The organism is Spirochaetota bacterium (assembly GCA_004297825.1).
Lineage (GTDB): Bacteria > Spirochaetota > UBA4802 > UBA4802 > UBA5368 > FW300-bin19.
In genome coordinates this window covers 1-16089 of record SCSX01000089.1, presented here as the reverse complement: position 1 = coordinate 16089, position 16089 = coordinate 1, and the positions used below count along the sequence as shown (strand labels likewise).

Below are 16089 nucleotides of genomic sequence, written 5' to 3'. Positions count from 1 at the left end.
ATATGCAACGCTCGGGCGAGTCATCAAAGGCGTGGCCGACTTTGTTAATAATAGATATCCCCATATACATCCCCATCATCGATTTCGGGATGGCGACTCCGGCATACTGCCGCTTCCCCCCCTCTACATACTCCTCCTATACTGCCCCCCTACCAGGTAGAGCGCCTTCGTGATCTGGCCCAGGCTGCAGCAGCGCACCGTGGACATCATCTCCTCGAAGACGTTCCCGCCCGCGACCGCGACCGCCTGCAGGCGCGCGAGCGCGCCCGGCGCCTCTGCCGCGTTACGCTCGTGGAACGCGCTAAGGCGCGCGAGCTGGGACTGTTTCTCGTCCTCGGTCGCGCGCGCGAGCGTAACCGAGGACTGGACGCACGACGCCTCGCTTCCGCTTAAAAACGTGTTCACGCCGATAATGGGAAGCTCCCCCGAGTGCTTCAATTTCTCGTAGGTGAGCGACTCGTCCTGGATCGCGCTCCTCTGGTATCCCTTCTCCATCGCGCCCAGCACGCCACCCCGCTCGGTGATGCGCTCGAACTCGCAGAGCACCGCCTCCTCGACAAGGCTCGTAAGCTCCTCCACGATAAAGCTTCCCTGCTCGGGGTTCTCATTCTTCGCGAGGCCCCACTCGCGGTTGATGATCTGCTGGATCGCGAGCGCCCTGCGCACCGACTCCTCGCTGGGCGTGGTGATCGCCTCGTCGTAGGCGTTCGTGTGCAGGCTGTTGCAGTTGTCATACACGGCGCACAGCGCCTGCAGCGTGGTGCGGATATCGTTGAACTGGATTTCCTGGCAGTGCAATGACCTTCCCGACGTCTGTATGTGGTACTTGAGCATCTGCGCCCGCTCCGAGCCTTTGTATTTTTCACGCATGACGATCGCCCAGATGCGCCGCGCAACCCTGCCGATAACCGTGTACTCGGGATCCATGCCGTTGGAAAAGAAAAACGAGAGGTTCGGCGCGAAGCTGTCCAGCTCCATGCCCCTGGACAGATAGTATTCCACGTAGGTGAAACCGTTCGCGAGCGTGAAGGCGAGCTGGGTGATGGGGTTCGCCCCCGCCTCCGCGATATGGTAGCCGGAGATCGATACGGAGTAGAGGTTCCGCACGTCGTTCTTGATCAGGTATTCCTGGATGTCGCCCATCATCTTGAGCGCGAAGTCGATGGAAAAGATGCAGGTGTTCTGGCCCTGGTCCTCTTTCAGGATGTCGGCCTGCACGGTGCCGCGCACGCTTCTCAGGACGTCGCTCTTTATAGCTTCGTATTCGGCGGCGTCGGGCTTCCTCCCGGTTTCGGCCGTGACGCGGTCGACCTTCTGGTCGATCGCGGTGTTCAGGAACATCGCCAGCATGATGGGCGCGGGCCCGTTGATCGTCATCGAGACGGAGGTCGAGGGGGCGCACAGGTCGAAGCCGCCGTACAGGACCTTCACGTCGTCCAGGGTGCAGACGCTCACGCCGGAGGTACCCACCTTCCCGTAGATGTCGGGGCGGATATCCGGGTCCCAACCGTACAGCGTGACCGAGTCGAACGCGGTCGAGAGGCGCTTCGCCTCGTAGTTGCCTGAAAGCAGCTTGAAGCGCCGGTTCGTCCGCGCCGGGTCCCCCTCGCCCGCGAACATCCGGGTGGGGTCCTCGTCCATGCGCTTGATCGGGAACACGCCCGCGGTGAAGGGGAACCATCCCGGCACGTTCTCCTCGCGCATCCACCGGTAGGTCTCCCCGGGATCGGTGAAATCGGGGAGCGCGACCTTGGGGATCTTTTTCCCCGCCAGCGATTTCGAGTACAGGGGAACGCGTATGTCCCTCCCGCGTACCTGGTACACCAGCTCGTCTTTATGATAATCTTCCTTAATTGTCTCCCAGTCCGTGAGCAACCGCGCCGTCTCGGGGGTGAGCGCCTCCTCGCGCTTCTGCTCCTCAATCCGGATCCGCGCAACCAGGGCCTCATCCTCCTCGCGCTCGTCGTCCGCGAGCGCCCTGCCCGTCTCGCGGACGTGCCAGAGCATGCGCACCGCCTCCGCCTGCGCGCTCGTGTGCGCATGGTAGCCACGCACGGTATCGGCGATCTCGGCGAGGTAGCGCACGCGCTCCGGGGGCACGATGATGGTCTTGGATGCGGGCGCCTTGATCGCGGTGCGCGGGTACTTGCTCTCCAGGGCAACGCCCTTCTTTTCCCTGATAAGCTCGAGCACATGATGGTAGAGCGCCGTCACGCCCTCGTCGTTGAAACGCGAGGCGATCGTCCCGAATACCGGCATCTCCCCCGCGTCCTTTTCGAATGCGCGCCGATTCCGCTGGACCTGCTTCTGCACGTCCCGGTGGGCGTCCTCGCTTCCCTGCTTCTCGAACTTGTTGATGACAATCACGTCCGCGTAGTCCAGCATCGCGATTTTCTCGAGCTGCGAGGCGGCGCCGTACTCGCTCGTCATCACGTACACGGGAATGTCCACCAGCTCCGATATGCCCGCGTCCGCCTGCCCCGCCCCGGCCGTCTCCGCGATCACCAGGTCGAACCTCGCGGCCTTCGCGATCTCGATCGCGTCGGCGATCGCGTCCGATACTTCCCGGCCGGACGAGCGGGTGGCGAAGGAGCGCATGTACACGCGCGTCTCGGTAATGGCGTTCATCCGGATGCGGTCCCCCAGGAGCGCGCCGCCGGTCTTGCGTCTCGAGGGATCGCTGCAAAGCACCGCGATGCGGAGCGATTCGTTGTCCCGCAGAAGGCGCACGACGAGCTCGTCTATGAGCGATGATTTTCCCGCCCCTCCGGTTCCGGTGAAGCCGATAACCGGAATGGCCCGCTCCGGTATCCTCGCGCGTATGCCCTCCATGAGCTTCGTGTGACGCACGGGATCGTCGGTGCGCGCGCTTTCGGCGTGGGTGATGAAGCCGGCGATCACCGCGTGGTCCCCGGAGGCGAGTTTGTCGAAATCCGGCTCCCCGTCGCGCGATGCGGGTGTGTCGATCCTGGCGACCAGGTCGTTGATCATGCCCTGGAGCCCCATACGGACGCCGTCGTCGGGGGAGTAAATCCTGGTGACCCCATATGCCTCGAGCTCCTTGATCTCCTCGGGAACGATCACGCCCCCGCCGCCCCCGAATACCTTGATATGCGGCGCGCCCCTCTCTTTCAACAGGTCGACGATATACTTGAAGAATTCCACGTGCCCGCCCTGGTAGCAGGACACCGCGATCCCCTGGACGTCCTCGTCGATCGCGGCCTGCACGATCTCGTTTACGGAGCGGTTATGCCCAAGGTGGATCACCTCGACGCCGGTATCCTGCAAGATGCGCCGGATGATATTTATTGCGGCGTCATGGCCGTCGAAAAGCGACGTTGCGGTCACCACCCTGACATGGTTGGCGGGCGTGTAGATTTCGGTCTCGGTTTTCATCTCGTCTTCCCCATCGTTCTAGTTATGATATATTCCTGCCGCACGCCGGAACTCATTTCCGGAGTATGCCGGTAATGAACTCAGTCTGCACCGACGTGTATTCTTCTATTGAGAATCTCTTCCCGAAGAACCACCGCCTGAACGTCCACATGTGCCCAAGCACCGTCACGTTGTGCGCGATCATCTCGATCACCGCCTCATCCCTTTTCTGCAGCGCGCCCGATTCCATGAGCCCCCGGATGTAGTCGGCGAAAATCCCCGCAATTCTAATGTCGTTCTGGAGCACGCGCTCCCGCCACTGGGCCGGAAGCGATTTTGCCTCCTGGTAGATGAGCAGGATATGGTCGCGCATCCGGTGGCACACCATGAAATATTCCCTGATAATGTCCTCCAGCACCTGCCGGTCCTGCCCCGCGCGCACCATCACCTCGCCTATGCTTCTTTCCATCTCCTCATGGATGGCGTTGCAGACAAGGTAGAGGATGTCCTCCTTGGACGCGACGTATTCGTACATGGACCCGCTCGCCAGTCCCGCCCTTGCCGCTATCTGCCGCGTGGTGGTCTTATGGAAACCCCTGTCGACGAAAAGCTCGACCGCCGCCTCGATGATCTGCCGCCTGCGGCGCTCGATGAGGCCCTGGTTCTTGATCTGGGTCGGGACCCCCAGGTTGACGCTGTTGAGCTTTTCATCCATGTCCATTCCCCTTGCAAAACTGATCGAGCGGTCGATCGGATTTTTTGCATTTTATGTCAGAAAAAGCCTGATACCGCCGGTTCCGGAGCTGATTATGTGCAGTGAACTAATTTCACAGGAGAATTCCGGCCGAGCGCTCGATCAATTGCGGTACAATTTTATTTTACCGCTGGTAAAAATCAAGTAAATATCGACAATAATTTCAAATTCCAGCGACATCGCGAATCGGCCCCCAACCCGCGCCTCGCGTTTAATCACTTCCCTCCATTTCCGGGGTCCGATACGCCTGTCCCCGGATAATGCCGGTACATTTTGAGCCTCGCATTTTACTGATGCTGTCATTTCGAACCCCGCCCTTCAGGGTGAGAAAAATGAAGGGAATCGCACAGCTCCCCGCGCGGAGACGAGCCGATTTCCCGCAATCCGGAATCGTCACGTCCATGACGCGCTGCGCGGCAATATACCCAACCGGCAGGCGGGGTCGCTACAGTATTTTCACGATGTGCGGGGTAACGCGCGGATAGCGCTTCATGATCTCGGGGTCATGCATGGGCAGTATCTCGTTGCGCGGGTCGGTGAGCTTTTCGGCCATCTCGCGCACGATCTTTTCGTTCCTCGCGCGGCTGTCATAGAGCGCGTTCGTCTTCCCCTGACGCAGTCCTTCGAGGAGATAGCTCTCGTCGCCGATAAAATAGTAGGTCTTTCCCCGGGTGAACAGCACCGCCACCTGCGAACCGAAGGTGTGCCCCCCCGAGAGCCGGAGCTCGATATCGTCGCCCAGGGAGGCGTCCCCGTCCAGGAGGTCGAGCATGGCCGGATATTTCTTCATGTACCCGACGGCGGGCGCGAACGAGGGGACGTCGCCGTTCGCTTCCATATAATTATAATCACGCTCCTGGATATGGATCCTTGCCCGTGTAAACTTATGGACCAGCAACACGTGATCGAAGTGCCCGTGGGTAATGATAATGTCCGTGATCTGCTCGGGACGGATATCGAGCTCCGCGAGGAGCGCAACGGGATCCGTGAAATTTTGCAGACGGAACCGCTTCACCAGCCGGGCGTCGTCGAAGCCGGTGTCGACGAGGACGATGCGGGAATCGAGCTTCACGAGGTACAGCAGCCAGGCGAAATCGACGCCCTCACCCGAGCGATCGTCCGCGTACACGCTCCTGGCCGGGTAGACGCTGGTCCCGTACTGGAGGGCGTAAATCTCGCACCCGCTGCTCAGCTTTTTGCCGAACGCGAGGCACGATCCCTGGACCGCGAGGGCAAGCACGCACAGGAGTGCGACGACATAGAAGCCGTGCTTTCTCATTGCCGGTACTTCATAGGTAAGGACGGCCCGTGTCAAGGGCGAATTGCCCTGGGAGGCGCGCCCTTCCCCGGGGGAAAAATTATTGACAGGGCGGGAATCGGCGTGTACAAAACAGGATACTATCAAATCTCCAAGGAGCTAACGATGAAAAAAGCACTCACTATACTCATTATATGCATTTTTGCGGGAATGACCCTGGGCTGCGCATCCAAGCCGCAGGGATGCGTGCAGGGCGACTGCACGAACGGCCCCGGCAAGATCCAGATCACCGGCGGGCTCGAGTACGAGGGGGAATTCAAGGAAGGGAAGCGCGAGGGCAAGGGCGCGCTCATGTATCCCAGCGGCGCGGTCTATAAGGGCGCATTCAAGGACAACAAGATGGACGGTCCGGGGGTTTACAACTGGAAGAGCGGCGAGAAATACGAAGGCGAGTTCAGGAACGACAAGCGCGAGGGCAAGGGCGCATACGTGTTCGAGAGCGGCGCCAAATACGAAGGGGAATACAAGGACAATAAGCGCAACGGCAAGGGCGTGTATACCTGGCCCACCGGGGACCGCTACGAGGGCGACTGGGTGAACGGCAAGATGCAGGGTGCGGGGACCTATGCCTGGAAAAACGGCGCGAAGTACGAAGGCGGCTGGGCGGACGGCAAGGCCCACGGCGAGGGTACCTACCTGAGCAAATACGGGATCAAGACTGTGGGCATTTTCGAAAACGGGAAGTATAAGGGCAAAAAATAACAATCCAGGCGAGGCGGCACCGGCATGGCCAGGTACAAGATTCCGGGGGTGACGATCTGCGACTCGGCGAAGATTTTCGGCATCGAAAAGATTCGATTCGGCGCCGACACCTACGTGGACCATTACTCCATCATCTACGCGAACGCGCCCATGAGCATCGGGAGGAACGTGTACGTGGCCAGCTTCTCGTTCATCAGCGGCGCGGTCGAGGTCGAGATTGGGGACTACGCGGGACTGTTCCAGGGGTGCAGGATCTACGCCGGGGCCGAGGACCTCAAGGACTGGGGGTTCGGAAATCCCACCATTCCCGACAAGTTTCGTAACGCCAAGCGCGCCCCCGTACGCATCGGCAGGTTCGCAACCATCGGGGCGAACTCGGTCGTCCTGCCGGGCGTTTCGATAGGCGAAGGGGCCACCGTGGGGGCGAATTCCGTGGTCACGCGGGACCTCGCCCCATGGGCGGTGTACATAGGGAACCGGAAGGTGGGTGAGCGCAACCGCAAGGGGCTCATGGAAAACTATGAACGATATATGGCAGAGATGAAGACGCGGGAATAATTCCGGGAAAACGCGGAGTTATCCGGATGGAAAAAAGGCGGGGTTCTTCAACCTCGCCTTTTTTATTCACCTGCATACCGCTTACTCCATGCTCATGAATAACAAGTCCTGTTAATGATGACCTTTTTCAATTCATCGGAAAGGTCGTTGAAGTAGGCGCAGTACCCCGCGACCCTGACCAGGAGATACTTGTGCTTTTCGGGGTTCTCGTACGCCCCCAGAAGTATTTCCCGGTTGATGACGTTGGGCTGGAATTGCATGCCGCCCTTGTTAAAATACGTCCCGATAATGCCCGCCAGGTTCCGCACCCCGTCCCGACCCTGGAACAGCGCCGAATCTATGGTAAACGTCACCGTGGTGCCGTTAGGCGCATACTGTGCGAAGTCGACGCCGGCCACGGAATTGAGCGACGACAGGAGATCGGCGAACTCCATTCCGTAGTGCGGGGTGACGCTGTTGGCGAGCGGAACGCCTCTCAATCTGCCCGAGGGCAGCGAAGGCGTTTTCAATCCATAGATGATATTGACGTTCAGGGCATAGTAGCCGGCGGTGTATATGCCGTTGCGCGGACAATTTTCCACCGAATTCAGCGCGTTCACGTAAATTTCGGAGGCCCTGTTCACCCATTCGCGGGCTTCGCGTGACGCGTCATTTCCGAATTTCGGCACATCGAGCAATGCCGATCTGATCCGCTGAAAATATTCCCCCTCGAAATCGTGGTCGAGGGCATCGATGACCTCCTCGATCGAGTACATCCGCTTTCGAAAAACGATCTCGTCCAGGGCGAACAGCGAATCGGCGACATCCGTGATGCCCACCGCCTGGATGCCGCTGCTGTTGAACGTCGCGCCGCCGTCGTAGACGTCCTTTCCGCTCTCGACGCATCCCTTGAAGAGGGTGGAGGCGAGCGGCGTCGTAAAGTCCTGGCGGAGAACCTTTTCGATCTTCTGGTGGTCGGCCAGTATCGACGCCGCCAGGCGATTCAAACGCTCCTGGTAGCGCGAAAGCAATTCATCCATGCCCGAGGGCGGTGCATACGCGGCAAGCCCTCTTCGCTTTTTGAACCTGCCGCGGGCTTTGTGGTACCGCGTGACGACAAATCTCGAGAATTTATTATCGCCGCGAAAGTTGTATTCGACGAACTTGGTGAGTATCTTTTCCAGCTGATCAATTCTGCCGAAGTTCCATAAATCGTGCTCCTCGCCCTTCAAGGCCTGCAGAAATGGCAGCACCACGTTCATGTTGGCGCAGTCGGTGTTGCCGAAATGATCGTCGGAGGCGTTGGGTTCCACGCACCCCACGATCGCGTAATTTCTCGCGTCGCTCTCGGTAGTGGCGTAGTGGCCCCGCAGGGAATCGATGTAGATATGATCATTGTACAACGCCGGCATGGGCGCCCCGTTGATATACACCTCGGCAATCCGGTCCAGGTATGCGGCGGGGCTGTCCTCGTGAATGCGCGCCGTCATGTTGACAGCGAGCGGCTGCAGCTCGCAGATATCCAGGAGCATGTATGTGACGTCATTCGTCGCGTCCCGGCCGTCCCTGCCCATACCGCCCAACGTCACCGTCTGGTCCGTGGACTGGGTCTCGAACAGCCTTCCGATCCTCAAATAGGTATCGCCGTCGCTGATTAAAATGCATTCGTCCATCTTGAGCATGAACAGGGCCAGCAGCTCTTTCGCCTTCTCGTACGTGACGATCCCCGCTTCCATATCCCTTTTATAGTACGGATACAATATCTGGTCCAGCCTTCCAAAAGAGACCGCATTCTCATAGGACTCGATGCAAAGCGCGATCTGAAGAAACAACATGCCCTGGAGGGCCTCATGGTAGGTACGTGCGGGGTGTTTGGGAACATGCCTGCAGATCGCGGCCATTTCTTCAAGTTCCCTCCGGCGCACGGGATCGGCTTCCTTCCTGCCCAGGCTTATCAGGCTGTCGGAATACCGTTGCGCGAAATCCTCCAGCGCCTGGAGGGCGATAAGCGCGCCGGCGTAAAAATCCTTGCTGCTCTCCGGGTTTTCCTTTTGCTTCTCCCTGATCTCATCCGCGATGCCGGTGGTTCCCAGTTCGAGGATTCGTTCGAAGTTGACGACGAAATGCGCGATCGACGCTATGTTATTGTTGAAACCGACATTCATCTCGGAACACCGCGCGACGGTCAGCATAAAATCGGAGAGGGCGGGATTAACCTTCGCCAGGATGCTGTGCTTCTTCCAGAAGGGGAATATTTTGAAATAGAATTTAAGCTTGTCCCTGAAAGAGCATTTGAATGAAACCGGCGTCTGCCGGTTGATCTGGTGAAGAATCGAAATAAGCAGAACGCCGAAATGTTCCTCCCACACCTGGCCCCCGACCCTTTTCGCGGTAAAATTTCCGACAAGCAGCTCGCGGGGATACACGATTATTTCCTTGTGATTCAATACATATGCAAGACGTTCCGACCGGTGGATGGGGGTCGGCTTTTTGAAACCATTCTTCCTGTAATAATCCGTTTTCAGTCCGGAGGCCTCGAAGCAGAGATGATAGTCGCTTTCCCGGATTTCGTTCCGTATCTGCCCGACGCGATCGGTAAAAACGGCCTTCCCCCTGGAATCATCCAACTCATGGCACACGGCATTGATACCAAGGGATTTAAATAACCCGGCCGCATTTTCGACCGCCGTACGGCTCTGTTCCGGGGAAATATTCAGCGATGTACGCACAAGCCCCATGCGCCGTTCCTTATCTTCATACATGTTGTGGTATTTCAGCAATTCCAGCGATCCATGCCCTATCGACTTCAGAAAATCCGCGGCCGCTTTTACCTGGCCCTCGCCGTCATTGTAACCGGGGACCATGACCATGCGGAACTTCACGGTGGCGTTGAGAGCGACGAGTTTCCGGATATTGCCGCGTATCAGGGCGCTGTCGTGACCGGTGAATTTCACATGGAGGTCGTCGTCGCCCACGACCTTGAGGTCGACGAGAAACAGGTCGATGTACGGGGCGACCGCGCCAATATTTTTCCAGGGCGCGTGAAGCGTCGTTTCCGCGGAAACATTCACCCGTTCCTCTTTCAATAATTTCAACAGGCGCACCATGCTGTCCGGCTCCTGGAGGAGGGGCTCGCCGCCGCTCAGGGTCACGCCGCCGCCGGTTTTGTAATAATACTCTTTATCCCTCGAAACAACTTCCATTATATCGGAAATCGAGTACGCGCGCCCGGGCGCCGATTCGCCCTTGAAAGACAGCGCCTCCGGGTTCTGGCACCATGCGCATCGAAGGTTACAGCCCTGGAAGAATATCGTCGTGCGAATCCCCGGGCCGTCATGGACGCAGGTTCGCTGTATTTTCAAGACACGGAGCCTGTCGAAAGCCGTGTTCCGGCCCTCTTCAAACGACAGATCGATATCGCTGTGATTCAAGGGTTCCTGGGTCTGTGTTATCTGCACATCGAGCTCCTTGCCACATGTATGATAGTATACTTTAATTTGTATATACTTCAAGTATATATTACATCCTACTACTACCTTCCAGCCGGTTGTCAAGCCTTATTTAGATAGAGAAGATAAATTTTCCGTTTAACAGCGGGGCAAGCCCCGACGGCAGCGACGGGGTTGATATTTGTCCATTATTCCCTTAAATTTTTCTAAGGGCCGGAAGGGGGATCATGAAAAAAATACGCATTATCGGCATTCCCATGGACCTTGGACAGTCACGGCGCGGGGTGGACATGGGACCGAGCGCCATGAGGTATGCGTGTCTATCCGATAAACTCTCCTCCCTGGGCTACGAGGTGGAGGATATCGGCAACATCCGCGTGGACGATCGTGACTCGCTCCACATACGCGGCAACATAGAGTACGCCGATCCAATAGGCCGCGCCTGCGCCCTGACGTACGACGCGGCCAGGAAGGCGGTAGCGGAGGGGTATATCCCCGTCTTCCTGGGGGGCGACCATTCCATCGCCATCGGATCGGTGGGGGGCGTGACCCACGACTCCGAATGCGGCGTCCTGTGGGTCGATGCGCACGGGGATTTCAACGTACCCGAAACCTCGCCCAACGGTAACATCCACGGCATGCCGGTCGCCGTGCTTACCGGTTACGGCATTCCCCAACTTGTCAACCTTGGGAGACCCGGGCCCAAGATTACGCCCCGGGACATAGTCCTTTTCGGCATCAGGGACCTGGACTACGACGAGAAGACCCTGCTGAAAGAGAGCGGGATAAAAATTTTCACGATGAGGGATATCGACGAAAAGGGGATCGCCCATACGGCCATGGACGCATTAAAGCTTCTTGGGCGGCACCGGCGGCTTCACGTGAGCCTGGACATGGACGTCCTCGATCCCGCCGACGCGCCCGGTGTCGGAACCAAGGCCAGGGGAGGGACGACCTACAGGGAAGCCCATCTCCTTATGGAAATCCTCGCCGACACAAACATGGTGGGCTCCCTGGACATCGTGGAGATAAACCCGATACTGGACCATCGCAACCAGACCGCGACACTGGCGGTCGAACTGGCTGCATCGCTCTTTGGGAAAAGAATCGACTCAAACAGGTAACAGAACGGCCTTTCAGGCTCTCCCGGTCTTTTGTTCGTCTTCACAACTGTCTTCCATATCACACAGGTGGAGGTCCAGCGCCCGCACTGAAATCTGTATCTCCCAGATTGACCCCGCGAGCGACAGGATGAGCAGGACCAGCGCCAGGCCGAACAGAAGCTCCGCGGCCGTCATCTGCCGTATGTAGATCAGGAACATCGTAACCACGCACAGGAGCAGGCTTCCCATTCCCGTGATCTGCATGGTCCGGATAAGGTAGACCCTTTTTCGCAGGTTTCGTATCTGGCCCAGGGTTCTCGCGTCCTTCTGGGCCATGTACTTGTCATGCAGGGTGCGGACGAGCTGGGCGATCGCGAGAAACCTGTTGGTGTAGGCCAGCAGCAGCAACGATATCGCCGAGAATAAAACCGCCGGCGTGGTGAGAGTCAATTCCATGACGCCTCCTGCTATACACAATGTACGGGTTTAAGGGTGTCTTTTTCAAGCGCGGTGCGCATCATCGCGGTGGAGCGATACCCGGATTCAGAAGGAGGAGAAATGCACACAATCGTACACACGCTTCACTTAAATGCAACCGGAACCCTTCGCAAGCTCGGCGCCATCTACCGTCAGGAATCTTTTAACCAGATAGACATCCGTAGGGCTGCATGCAAATGTAAGCGGGTGTTTGCCGACATGGACCCGCACGACAAGCGTATTAAGCATGGTCATTGCCTGCTTCATCTCCGGCGTAATTCCGATAACCCCCACGGTCGAGTGATATGTTGAAGTGACTTGTTCCGTCTTCTGTTTCCCTGGTAAGTCACGCCATGCAGAACCGGTGTACACGGTGTCGGTATGCTTCACCTTCTCATGGTCCCTGTCGGCGATGACAACCTCATAGGGCCTCCCATTGATCTCTATCACCGCTTCTTCAGCGAGCACCCCATGATACTTTTCCATTCTAATACTCAATGACAACGTAATCGATTCTTCGCCCCCTCTGGTTTCCTCGCGAAGGAAAACCATATTCCCGGAATACGGCCCTGCCAGCAAGCCGGGCTGGCGCTCCCTGGACGGGCACCACCGATTATTCAGGACTGTGCACTTCGAACCGCTTTTCTCATCGATATAATAACGGAAATTGCTGCTGGAACATCCCGCGAACAGAAGTGCCAAGACGAAAAAAGTCATTATTGTGCGCATAAATCGTCCCCTTTATTATTCATTCCCTTCCGCCATGTTCCCCTGATCGCCTCCCCCGGGCTCCCTCTTTCTGGGAGGCAGGGGTCCGAAATACTGGTAGAGGTAGCACAGTATTCTTCCATTATAGAGCTTCCGGTTCTTGTGGGAATGCTTCCCGAAGTGCTTCTGGAACTCGTCGTGCGACGAAAGTATGAAATAGGACCATGAATCCAGGCGCGCGAACACCTCGCCCATTTCACGGTACAGCTTTTCGGCGGCCTCGCGATCGCCCATGCGCTCCCCGTAGGGGGGATTCGTGACGATGCACCCGAATTTTTTCTTCGAGCCAAACTCGGCGAGGGGCTTGTGCTGGAAGGTGATCGCGTCGTCCACGCCCGCGTGCGCGGCGTTGGCGCGGGCGCTCTTGAACACCCCCCAGTCGCTGTCCGAGGCGAGGATGTTCATCTCACTCTCGCGCTCCAGGTCGCGCGCCTCCTCCCGCGCCTCCTTCCATATTTTCCCGGGAATGTGCGGCCAGGTCTCGGCGACGAAGGAGCGCTTGATCCCGGGCGCCCGGTTCCTGCCTATGAGCGCGGCCTCGATGGGTATGGTCCCGGAGCCGCACAGGGGATCGGCGAATATGCGCGAAGGCTCCCACCGGCTCATGAGCACGATCGCGGCGGCGAGCGTCTCACGCAGCGGCGCCTCGCCCCGCTCCTCCCGGTAGCCGCGCTTGTGCAGGCCCGGCCCGCTCGTGTCCACGGTGATGGTCGCGATGTCTTTGAGCAGGCCCACCTCGATCTTGTACACGGGCCCGTCCTCCCGGAAGTATTCACGCCGGTACTTCGTCTTCATGCGCTCGACGACCGCCTTCTTCACGATGGCCTGGCAGTCGGGGACGCTGAAAAGCTTCGAGCGCACGGATTTTCCCGTGACGTGCATCTTCCCGTTCTCGGGGATTATAGTTTCCCAGGGGATGGCCTTCACCCCCTGGAAGAGCTCCTCGAAGTCCATGGCGCGGAATTCGGCCATGCGCAGGAGAAGCCTGTCGGCGGTGCGCAGCCACAGGTTGCAGCGCGCGATATCGCGGTCGTCGCCCTGGAAGGCGACGCGCCCGTTTTCCACCGCAAGGCCCTGGTATCCAAGCGCGGTGAGCTCGCCCGCGACGATCGATTCGATCCCGAAGGCTGACGTGGCGATAAGCGTCCTGAATGGCATGGGGGAGTATCAGACCCGAACGCCGTCGCGGAACATTTCCGGAACCGGCATGAGGGGCGGCAGGGAAGCGCGCGCGGGAATCGTTTGGAGACGGGGGGTGCCGATGCGCATCTAGATGTCCAGGGTGACGCCCTCGCGGGCGATGTCGATCTCGAGGGAGCCCTTGCGCTTCGCGTTCATGCTCATGTAGGTCTTCGCGTTGGAAAGCACCAGCTCGAGCTTCTCGTCGCTGTAGTCGGGCTCGTGGTGGAAGAGGAAGAGCTTCTTGACGTTGAACTTGAGCGCGATGTCGATCGCGATCGACGCCGAGGAATGGCCCCAGTCGACCTTGTCGATCGCCTCCTCGAAGGTGTACTGGGTATCGAAGACGCAGACGTCGGCCCCCCAGAAAAACTCCTTGTAGGACTCGATGCGGTCGATCTCGTCGATGTTGAATTCGCAGTCGCTCGTAAAGACGAACGATTTTCCGTTCTCCTCGATCCGGTAACCGAACGCGCCGCCCGGGTGGTGCATGCGCTTGTTGATGATCTTGATATTGTTGAGATGAAACGCGGCCTCTTTCTCGAGTATGAAGAATTCCTTGGTCGCGAACATGTAGTCGAGGTTCACCGGGAAGTGCGAGAACACCTGCTGGTACTCGATGCGTTCCTTGATATCGTTGAACGGGGAATAGATGTTGAAACGGTTCCCCTTGATGTAAAACGGCACGAAAAAGGGAATGCCCTGGACGTGGTCCCAGTGGGTGTGCGTCATGAGGATGGTGCCCACCCCCTTCCCCTTTCCGAACTCGGTCTTCATGAGGCCTGCACCCAGATTCTTGATGCCCGTTCCGCAGTCGATAATCACGATATCCCCGTCCTCCGTGCGGACCTCCAGGCAGGTGGTGTTGCCGCCGTAGGTGCCCTTTACCGAGTGGGGGAGCGAATCGATGTAGCGGTCGATGCCTTCGTCGGAGGAGAGATCGCCGGGCGTGGCCAGCCGCAGCGCGTGCTTGAGCTTATCGCGAATTATCTCCCCCGTGGAGGGGGTCGGAATGGAGCCCCTCACGCCCCAGAAGCTTACTTTCATAATTATTTCCCGGCCATGGGCCTGTTTATCTTTTTACGACTCGACGCGGCATCAGTATGAGACGTTAGCGCCGGGGCGTATATTACGCAATATTTTTTCTGGGGCGCGCCGGATTTTAGCGGAAATTTTCCCGCAAATAACTTGACACGCCAAGTGCGGTATGTACTTTCGGATGGGTCTCGTAGAGGGAATACCCCGCAGCGCCTCACTACTCATACTCCCCACACGGATCCACATTTGCACGACACGGCACCGGTCCCGTACGCATGCCCTCGGGATGAAGGGGAGGTACTCCATGCAATTCTCGGAACGCATACTCAGGGTGAAGCCCTCGGCGACGCTCGCCATTACGGCGCTCGCGAATTCGCTCAAGGCGAAGGGTATCGACGTGATAGGGTTCGGCACGGGGGAGCCCGACTTCGACACGCCCAACTTCATCAAGGCGGCGGCCATCCGGGCCATCGAATCCGGGAAGACCAAGTATACCCCGGCGGGGGGCATTCCGGAGCTCAAGAAAGCGATTTGCGAAAAATTCAGGCGCGACAACGCCCTGGACTACGAGCCCTCGCAGGTCACGGTGAATTGCGGCGGCAAGCACTCGTTCTACAACCTGATCCAGGTCCTCATCGACAACGGCGACGAGGTGATCATCCCGGCCCCGTACTGGGTGTCCTACCCTCCCATCGTTCTCCTTGCGGGGGGCGTCCCGGTGATCATCCCCACAAGGGAGGAGAACGGCTTCAAACTCACCCCGGAGGCGCTCGAAAAGGCCATCACCCCGAGGACCCGTGCGATCGTGTTCAATTCGCCTTCCAACCCTACGGGCGCGACCTATTCCCGGGAAGAGCTCGGCTGGCTCGCGGCGATACTCGAAAAGCGCGGTATCCTGATAATCAGCGACGACATCTACGAGTCCATTCTCTACAGCGGGCGCACGTTCAGCAATTTCGCCAATCTTTCGGAGAATCTTAAAAAGCAGACCATCGTGCTGAACGGCGTCTCGAAGGCCTATTCAATGACCGGTTGGCGTATCGGCTATATGGCGGGGGACAGGGAGATCATCTGCAAGGTAGAGATACTACAGAGCCAGTCGACATCGAACCCCACCTCGATCTCCCAGTGGGCCTCGGTGGAGGCGCTCCTGGGCGACCAGGGGGTGATTCGCGACATGGTCGAGGCCTTCGACAGGCGCAGGCAGGTGATTGTCCGGATGCTGAACGAGGCGCCCGGCATGCACTGCATAAGCCCCGAGGGCGCGTTCTACGCGTTTCCCAATATCAAGGGCGTGACGAAGCTCCCCGGCTGGGCGAAGCTTGCCGAAAAATACACCGATCCCAGCGTCTCCGCGGCGATCACGGCCTACCTCCTGGAGGTGGCGCA

Annotated in this window: 12 protein-coding genes; 4 read left to right on the top strand and 8 right to left on the bottom strand. The window is 58.5% G+C overall.

Annotation, left to right across the window (positions count from 1 at the left end; translation table 11 throughout):
- Window positions 1–123: 123 nt before the first annotated feature.
- From EPN93_19700 to EPN93_19690, 3 genes are all read right to left on the bottom strand, one after another.
- Window positions 124–3396 carry a methylmalonyl-CoA mutase gene (locus EPN93_19700; GenBank protein ID TAL30345.1) on the bottom strand — a complete coding sequence of 1091 codons (3273 nt, stop codon included), beginning with the start codon at window positions 3394–3396 and terminating at the stop codon, window positions 124–126.
- Between the two features lie 52 nt (window positions 3397–3448).
- Window positions 3449–4090, bottom strand: a complete 642-nt coding sequence (locus EPN93_19695) for a TetR/AcrR family transcriptional regulator (GenBank protein ID TAL30344.1) — start codon at window positions 4088–4090, stop codon at window positions 3449–3451.
- 484 nt (window positions 4091–4574) lie between these two features.
- A complete protein-coding gene (locus tag EPN93_19690; protein TAL30343.1) occupies window positions 4575–5408 on the bottom strand; it encodes an MBL fold metallo-hydrolase in 834 nt (277 codons plus the stop codon).
- A gap of 144 nt (window positions 5409–5552) precedes the next feature.
- Here EPN93_19690 and EPN93_19685 point away from each other — a divergent pair, with 144 nt between their 5' ends.
- Both EPN93_19685 and EPN93_19680 read left to right on the top strand, forming a co-directional pair.
- Window positions 5553–6149, top strand: a complete 597-nt coding sequence (locus EPN93_19685) for a molecular chaperone Tir (protein TAL30342.1) — start codon at window positions 5553–5555, stop codon at window positions 6147–6149.
- A gap of 24 nt (window positions 6150–6173) precedes the next feature.
- Window positions 6174–6707, top strand: coding sequence for an acyltransferase (locus tag EPN93_19680; protein TAL30341.1), 534 nt, complete (start codon window positions 6174–6176; stop codon window positions 6705–6707).
- A 92-nt stretch (window positions 6708–6799) separates the two neighbouring features.
- Here EPN93_19680 and EPN93_19675 read toward each other — a convergent pair whose 3' ends face one another.
- Complete coding sequence (locus EPN93_19675; GenBank protein ID TAL30340.1) at window positions 6800–10240, bottom strand: radical SAM protein; 3441 nt, start codon at window positions 10238–10240, stop codon at window positions 6800–6802.
- Window positions 10241–10362: 122 nt separating this feature from the next.
- Here EPN93_19675 and rocF point away from each other — a divergent pair, with 122 nt between their 5' ends.
- Window positions 10363–11259, top strand: coding sequence for an arginase (gene rocF / locus EPN93_19670; GenBank protein TAL30339.1), 897 nt, complete (start codon window positions 10363–10365; stop codon window positions 11257–11259).
- A gap of 12 nt (window positions 11260–11271) precedes the next feature.
- Here rocF and EPN93_19665 read toward each other — a convergent pair whose 3' ends face one another.
- The 4 genes from EPN93_19665 to EPN93_19650 form a co-directional block, all read right to left on the bottom strand.
- A complete protein-coding gene (locus EPN93_19665) occupies window positions 11272–11694 on the bottom strand; it encodes a DUF2721 domain-containing protein (protein TAL30338.1) in 423 nt (140 codons plus the stop codon).
- A gap of 129 nt (window positions 11695–11823) precedes the next feature.
- Complete coding sequence (locus EPN93_19660) at window positions 11824–12444, bottom strand: hypothetical protein (protein TAL30337.1); 621 nt, start codon at window positions 12442–12444, stop codon at window positions 11824–11826.
- 15 nt (window positions 12445–12459) lie between these two features.
- A complete protein-coding gene (locus tag EPN93_19655) occupies window positions 12460–13641 on the bottom strand; it encodes a class I SAM-dependent RNA methyltransferase (GenBank protein ID TAL30336.1) in 1182 nt (393 codons plus the stop codon).
- A 111-nt stretch (window positions 13642–13752) separates the two neighbouring features.
- Window positions 13753–14709 (bottom strand): MBL fold metallo-hydrolase, encoded by a 957-nt coding sequence (locus tag EPN93_19650; GenBank protein ID TAL30335.1) that lies wholly within the window; start codon window positions 14707–14709, stop codon window positions 13753–13755.
- Window positions 14710–14869: 160 nt separating this feature from the next.
- Between EPN93_19650 and EPN93_19645 the strand changes: the two genes are divergently transcribed.
- On the top strand, window positions 14870–16089 hold a 1220-nt coding region (locus tag EPN93_19645; GenBank protein ID TAL30334.1), incomplete at its 3' end, for a pyridoxal phosphate-dependent aminotransferase.